The following is a 6,565-nucleotide window of genomic DNA, read 5'->3' on the forward strand; positions in this document are numbered from 1 at the left end:
TCTCCTATCCAATAGGTAAGAACTTATTCTGGCGCCCACGCTCAACCGGTCAAGATAATTGTCGCCTGACCGGACAGATTAATTGTCGTCTAATACCTTGCGGCTGCGGGGATGCCGTGTGAACGGAAGGGATGTCCCAATATCGCCTTGAATTGAGAAAAAATCAAATCCCTGAATAGGAAAACATTGAAAATCGGGCCAATCGTTTTCCCCGGGAAAGTTCTCTTTTTTCAGCTATTTTAGAGGTTCGTGAAGAAGTAAAATGGGTGATAACGGCCAGGAGTGTATAGACAAACCAGATGCCCCGCTCATCGCCTTTGCAGCGGTGTTTAAATTCCTGTTGGAGGGGAGAAAAATATTGCGTAAAATGAACATGTGGCCGCGCTCTTTTTGTTATTTATTTCAATTACTTAGATACCAATAGTATAGCAAAAACCACGCGCCACCACAACCATATTCGGTTGTATTTAAAGGGTAAATTTCGATTTTACCCTATTAGCAAAATAGTTAAAATCGGGACTGCCTTCTTACCCAAAAGAAAGTCCGCTGGTCACAAAAAATTGATGAAATCAGATCGAAACTTCCGAAAAGGCGTGAAACTTTAGTTACACTGCTATGAGCTTACCAACTGCTGGTAGATGACCGGTAGTACCTGGGACAGGCGGTCTGGCCGGCTTACAATGGCATAGCCACCCTTACCGAACAGATAGGGAAAATAATCCTGCGCTTTGCGGTCGACGGTGATGCCAAAAACTGAAAGTCCCGATTTGCGTGCTTCAACTATGGCGTGCCGGGTATCCTCAATGCCGTAGCGGCCTTCATAATAGTCCAGATCGTTGGGCTTGCCGTCACTGAGCAGCAGAATTAGTCTGCTGCGTTCGGGGCGTACGCTCAGCAATTTCCGGGTGTGGCGCAAGGCGGCGCCCATCCGGGTGTAGTAACCTGGTTTCAGGGAGGCGATGCGGCGCAGTATTTTGTCATTGTATGCCTCGTTAAATTCTTTGACGGCGGCGACACGTACAAAATGTCTTTTGCGGGATGTGAAGGTATAAATGGCAAATGTGTCCCGGCAAGCTGCGAGGCCGGTCGCCAGTGTGACCAGCGCCTCTTTTTCAACATCGAGAATGCGCCGGCCGCCGATCCAGCTGTCGGTGGATAACGAAACATCCACTAAAATAGCAACAGCAAGATCGCGTGCCTGCCGCAGAGATTTCAAATAGACCTGATTGGAACAGTTGCCGTTAGCCAGCAGATCGCTTTGCGTTCGTACCAGCGCATCCATGTCCAGTTCGATACCGTCCAGCTGGTTGCGTAAAATCTCGCGTTTGGGCCTGATTGCTTCAAACTGGCGGCGGATTTTGCGAAAGCGCCTTCTGGCCTGAAGATCGGGCGTCCATGGCGCGTCTTTTTCTTCGGCCTGCTGGAAAATCACCCGGCATTGACTGGCGTGATAATCGGCACGCCGGTAGTCCCATTCGGGATATGTCAATTCGTCAATCAGTAAAAATGGATTGACATCGCCTGGCGCCAGATCAAGATCGAATTTAAGCTTGGTCGCGGCAGGGTGCTGGTGCGTACTGAGTGTGATTTCCTCCATGTCTTTCGCGGCGTTCTGTGCGGCATCTGCATCGTCGTCCTGAACGGCGCGATTGATATTGAGCATTTCGGACCAGCTGAAAAGTTTTTCAAACCGGTTTAACAGCAGCGGATCGTCACGCTCGCTTTGCTCGAATTTCTCCCTGCGGCTTTTTTTTCTTTGATTGTCGTGCATATCCGGACTGCCGCCGCCGTCCTGATCGGGATGGTCTCTTTCCGGCGCTGGCGACCTGCCAGATGAATGGACTTTTCCCCAAAGCGGAACGGGTAGAAATGGTTGGTAGTGTTTTGCGGCATGCCAGTGGCTGAAATCGGACGTGGATTGCTGGATTGCCCGTAAAAATGTATTGCCCAGCGGATCTTTGCAGGGTTTGCCTAATAATGCCATGATGGCGGCCTCCACAGCGCGTTCCTGAGCGGGCAACGGGCGCTGTGGCCGTTGTGCGGCCAATGCGTCGCAAAGACGCTGATAATCGCTGGCAAGAACGGGAAAACGCTCACCGACCTGAATACAGGTACGGTAGGAATGATGCAGAAAAGCAAGATCGGCCTGCAGCGGATCATGTACCGGAGCAGCAACCGGTTGTTCGGCTGTGGCGAAATAGGCAGCCAGCCAGAAATAAAGACGCCGGTTCAAGTCACGGGAAGGGAAATACGCTATCGTTGCGGGCAGTAAAATTCTTTCCGAATCGCCTTCAGTGAGCGGAAAGAGTTCTTTTTCAATACCCAGGCGCTGCTTCAGCTTCAAGCGGTGTCCTGGTGATTGCCGGATGCCCGTGGTTAACGCAATGCCGGGTGCGCCGCCCAGTCCCCGGAAAAAAACACCGAGTGGTGTACGAACGGAATCAAACGTGACCGCAGCATCCGTATACACCGGATAACTGTGTGCATTACCGACAAGACGATGCCAGTAACGGCCAATCTGTTCTTCCAGTTCGAGAAAATCCCAGTGATTCACGCAGGTCAGCCGTATGTGGCGCGAATCAGCTCCAGCAATCCCTGCTTGATATCATGATCGTCGCAAAGCGGTTCGACCAGTGCGGTTTCGGCTGCCTGAAGCGGGTCCAGCCCGTTTTTAATCAGAATCGCGCAATAGACCAGCAGACGGGTTGACACGACTTCTTCCAGGTCGATCTCTTTCAGATCGCGCAACTGTCTGGCGAGATTGACCAGCGGAATGCACTGGTTTTCGCCAAGGCCGCTTTCGCAGGCAATGATGCCGGTTTCAATTTCGGGTGGCGGAAAATCGAAGCTGATGGAAACGAAACGCTGGCGCGTGCTGGGTTTTAATGATTTGAGAATATTCTGGTATCCCGGATTGTAGGAAATGACTAGCATGAATGCATCCGGCGCCTGCAATATTTCACCCGTTCTTTCCAGCGGCAGTATCCGTCTGTCGTCTGTTAACGGGTGCAGTACCACGGTAACGTCCTTGCGCGCCTCGACAACTTCATCCAGATAGCAGATGCTTCCTTCGCGTACGGCGCGGGTTAACGGGCCATCCATCCAGACCGTTTCCCCTCCTTTGAGCAAGTAACGCCCGGTCAGGTCGGCCGCAGTCAGGTCATCGTGACAGGAGACGGTATGCAGGTTACGGCCTAAGCGGGCGGCCATATGGGCGATAAACCGGGTTTTTCCACAGCCCGTTGGCCCTTTGATTAATAATGGCAGCCGCTGCCGGTACGCCGTTTCAAAAACGGTGCATTCATTACCCACCGGTTTGTAAAACGGCAGGGCGTCCGCTGCAGACGGATTGTGTAAATACTGTTGCGGTGGCATCCGTTTTGTTCGCAGTTGTCAGGATCGGTGTGCGGCGGTTGTCTGCTCCCGTACAGGTCCAAGCGCCGAATAGATAAACAGCAATGCGCCAATCAGGAAGAATATGCCTGCACCCAGGCGGAACCAGTAGAACAGCTCGATCTGCGACTGGATTTCCATAAAGCCTATTGCCAGTACGCGTTGCAGGTGGGTTTGCAGCACGCCTGCAAACGCCAGGGTAAACGTCATGAATGTCATCGAACCGGTCATCAGCCAGAAGCTCCACATATTGAGAACCTGATTGTATGGCTGCAGTTTCCGCAAAGCCGGCATGGCATAGGTAAAGAATGCCAGATTCAGCATTACGTAAGCGCCATAGAAGGCGAGATGTCCGTGCGCCGCAGTGAGCTGAGTGCCGTGCGTGTAATAGTTGATCGACGGGAAGCTATGCATCAGCCCCAAAATGCCGGCGCCGAAAAAAGCCATGACCGGGCACCCAAGACTCCATAACATGGCCGCTTTGTTTGGATGATCACGTCCGCTCTGGTATACAAGATAAAAAGCCCATAACACCATGGCAAAAAAGGGCACTACCTCCAGAATCGAGAATAATGCCCCGATCCAGTGCCAGTATTCCGGTGTGCCAATCCAGTAATAATGATGCCCCGTTCCCAGCAGTCCGCTGAATAATGAAAAACCAACGATGACATAAAGCCATTTTTCGATCACTTCGCGATCAACACCGGTCAGCTTGATTAACAGGAACGCCAGCATGGCAGCCATAATCAGTTCCCACACGCCTTCAACCCAGACATGCACGACCCACCACCAGTAGAGCTTGTCGAGCGCCAGGTTGTCCGGGTTGTAAAAGGCAAACAGGAAGAAAATCAATGCGCCCCATAAACCCAGCAACAGCACAATGGAGACGACGGTTTTGCGTCCCTTGAGTACGGTCAAGGTTACATTGTAAATGAATACGGTAAAGGCGATGGCCATCAGTATTTTGACCCACAATGGCTGCTCCAGAAACTCGCGGCCTTCGTGGACGCCAGAAAGATACGAGACCACCGCCGCCAGGGCGGCAAACACAAACAGTCCGAGTTGCAGCCAGGCCAGTTTGGGGCTGTGTATTTCACGTTCGCATTCTTCCGGAATCAGAAAATAGCTGGCGCCAAAATAGCCCAGCAGCAGCCATACCAGCAGCGCGTTGGTGTGAATCATCCGGATAATATGAAACGGGACGGCTTCCGATAAAAAATTGGGAAATACGTATACGGTGCCGGCCAGCACGCCCGCCAGTATCTGAACGAAAAACAAGGCAAGTGCGGCATAAAAGTAGGGGTAGGCAAGTGCCTGGGTATGATATTTCATTGATGCATCTCCTCAGTAAAATCAATGGATAGAATGCTAATTATTAACACCCCCTGGCCATCAGCCCGCATCATTGGGCGGCCATCCAAGCGTATCAATGCGGCTCGTCCATTCAAGAAAATCAATCAGGTCGTCCAGTTCCTGTTCGGTCAGATTAAACTGGGGCATTTGACGTCGTCCGGGTACACCGGTCGGTTGCGCGCGCATCCAGGCTTTTAAACCCATGCGTGCGCCTTCTGCGCTTTCACGTCCGCCATAGCGAACCCATACGTTCCCTAATTCCGGCGCAAAATAAGCGCCTTCGCCAAGCAGTGTATGGCAATTAATACATGAGTTGCGCTCCCATACATGTTTGCCGCGCGCAACTGCCTCTGTCAGCGTTGATTCATCCGTAGAGACATTCCGGATATAGTAATGACTGTGCAGCGTGAGAATCGTGAAAAGAACCAGAAAAAAGATTGTGCCGCCATAGAAGATGTTGCGTGCGGCGGACTTGGTCAAATACTCTGCCATACTTCCCCCCTTTGTTTACAAATGGTTAACAAATGTACAACAGAACTTATCTTCAAATATCCATAATAATCATATGGATATATGATGTTCCTGAAGATTGTGCTGATTTTAACGCATGTTATTCAGTTTGGAAAGAGCGCTGAAAATCAATACGTTGAATATCCGCTGAAAAATCAATGTTATTTCAACTATTGCTGCGTCAATCACCATGCGAACTGTCTGCATGTGTTAAGTGCTGTGGCACCCCGGCACTTGGATAATATCCTGTGATTTGTTTTTGGTTGCGGCAATAACACCGGCTCTTGGTCTCAGGCAGGTTACCGCGCTGAGGTCTGTCGAGACAAGTTCCTTGAATTAATTTGAGCGTGGTTCTTTTATGTAGACTGAGGGCGTACCAGCAGTACGGATGCACTGACTTTTGTGACAAGCTGTTTCGCGACAGAACCTACAAGAAAACGCTTCAATCCACGGCGGTTGGCTGTTCCACTACCAATAAATCCGCTTCTCAGACCGCTGCGGCCTCAGCAATAGCCTCGGCAATGCCATTTAAACCGTATTCAATGCTGGTCTGCAGAAGTCGGGTTTCGGCTTTCATTGTGTCAACCGATGACCGGGCCTGTTCCAGCATTTCAGAGCCAGTCTTTTTGTCGGCGCCTGTATCGCTATACACAGCATGGACGATGCATAATGTTGCGCATAGGTATTGGCAATATTTTTTGCTTCCGCCAGTGCCTGATGAGCGGTTTCACTGCCGTCGACAGCGGCCATCACTTTCTTGTACATGAAAGAACTCCTCAACAAGTATTGATATAACCGGGATCAAGACTAACAAAATTGTAACTGTTCAGCGTAATTCCAACCTAAAGGCAGCTTACAGTATAAAGTGAGGCAATTTTCCGTCGAAAAGCAGCATGAATGCCTGGCTGGCAGACACATTGTTTTTTCTGCAAGTAGACAGATAGCCGCGTACCCGGCAGAAGATATCAGCGCCTTCTTTTGAACGAAAGCAACCGGATATTTTCTGATGTACTTTGGCTATTCTGATATCGTTTTCGCCCTGATTGTTTGTGAAGGGGACGATGGGATCGGTCATAAATCTCAGCACATCCTGTTCATAAAGTTGCAATCGTTCCAGTAAATTACGGGCTTTGCTTCGTTTAACCTATTTTCCTCAGTTAGACCTACAAAAATTGGCTTAAACGTAGTACTGTTGGAGCTTTCGGGTTAAAGAGAGGAGTCACCCAATGGGTGAAATCGAATTTGAGCAAAGCAAGCTTGTAAAAGCAGTGGAGATAGCGGTTCAGGAGATGGATCAGAGTACTCGGGA

The 6,565-nt window shown here is 50.3% G+C and carries 6 protein-coding genes and 1 pseudogene; all 7 read right to left on the bottom strand.

Annotated features, from left to right (window positions below; translation table 11 throughout):
• Nucleotides 1-613: 613 nt before the first annotated feature.
• Nucleotides 614-2,554: a nitric oxide reductase activation protein NorD gene (locus BMY60_RS14330; RefSeq protein ID WP_090334545.1), complete on the bottom strand. Its 1,941-nt coding sequence runs from the start codon at nucleotides 2,552-2,554 to the stop codon at nucleotides 614-616.
• Nucleotides 2,555-2,559: 5 nt separating this feature from the next.
• A complete protein-coding gene (locus BMY60_RS14335; RefSeq protein ID WP_090334547.1) occupies nucleotides 2,560-3,375 on the bottom strand; it encodes a CbbQ/NirQ/NorQ/GpvN family protein in 816 nt (271 codons plus the stop codon).
• Between the two features lie 18 nt (nucleotides 3,376-3,393).
• A complete protein-coding gene (locus tag BMY60_RS14340; RefSeq protein ID WP_090334549.1) occupies nucleotides 3,394-4,725 on the bottom strand; it encodes a cbb3-type cytochrome c oxidase subunit I in 1,332 nt (443 codons plus the stop codon).
• Nucleotides 4,726-4,785: 60 nt separating this feature from the next.
• Nucleotides 4,786-5,238, bottom strand: coding sequence for a c-type cytochrome (locus BMY60_RS14345; protein WP_090334551.1), 453 nt, complete (start codon nucleotides 5,236-5,238; stop codon nucleotides 4,786-4,788).
• 374 nt (nucleotides 5,239-5,612) lie between these two features.
• On the bottom strand, nucleotides 5,613-5,747 hold the full coding sequence (locus tag BMY60_RS16790) for a universal stress protein (protein WP_090334554.1): 135 nt from the start codon (nucleotides 5,745-5,747) through the stop codon (nucleotides 5,613-5,615).
• A gap of 82 nt (nucleotides 5,748-5,829) precedes the next feature.
• Nucleotides 5,830-6,021 (bottom strand): universal stress protein, encoded by a 192-nt coding sequence (locus tag BMY60_RS14360; RefSeq protein WP_090334555.1) that lies wholly within the window; start codon nucleotides 6,019-6,021, stop codon nucleotides 5,830-5,832.
• 88 nt (nucleotides 6,022-6,109) lie between these two features.
• A pseudogene (locus BMY60_RS14365) lies at nucleotides 6,110-6,400 on the bottom strand (transposase); the annotation flags it as partial.
• Nucleotides 6,401-6,565 lie beyond the last annotated feature (165 nt).

The sequence above is a fragment of the Nitrosomonas sp. Nm51 genome (assembly GCF_900111165.1).
Lineage (GTDB): Bacteria > Pseudomonadota > Gammaproteobacteria > Burkholderiales > Nitrosomonadaceae > Nitrosomonas.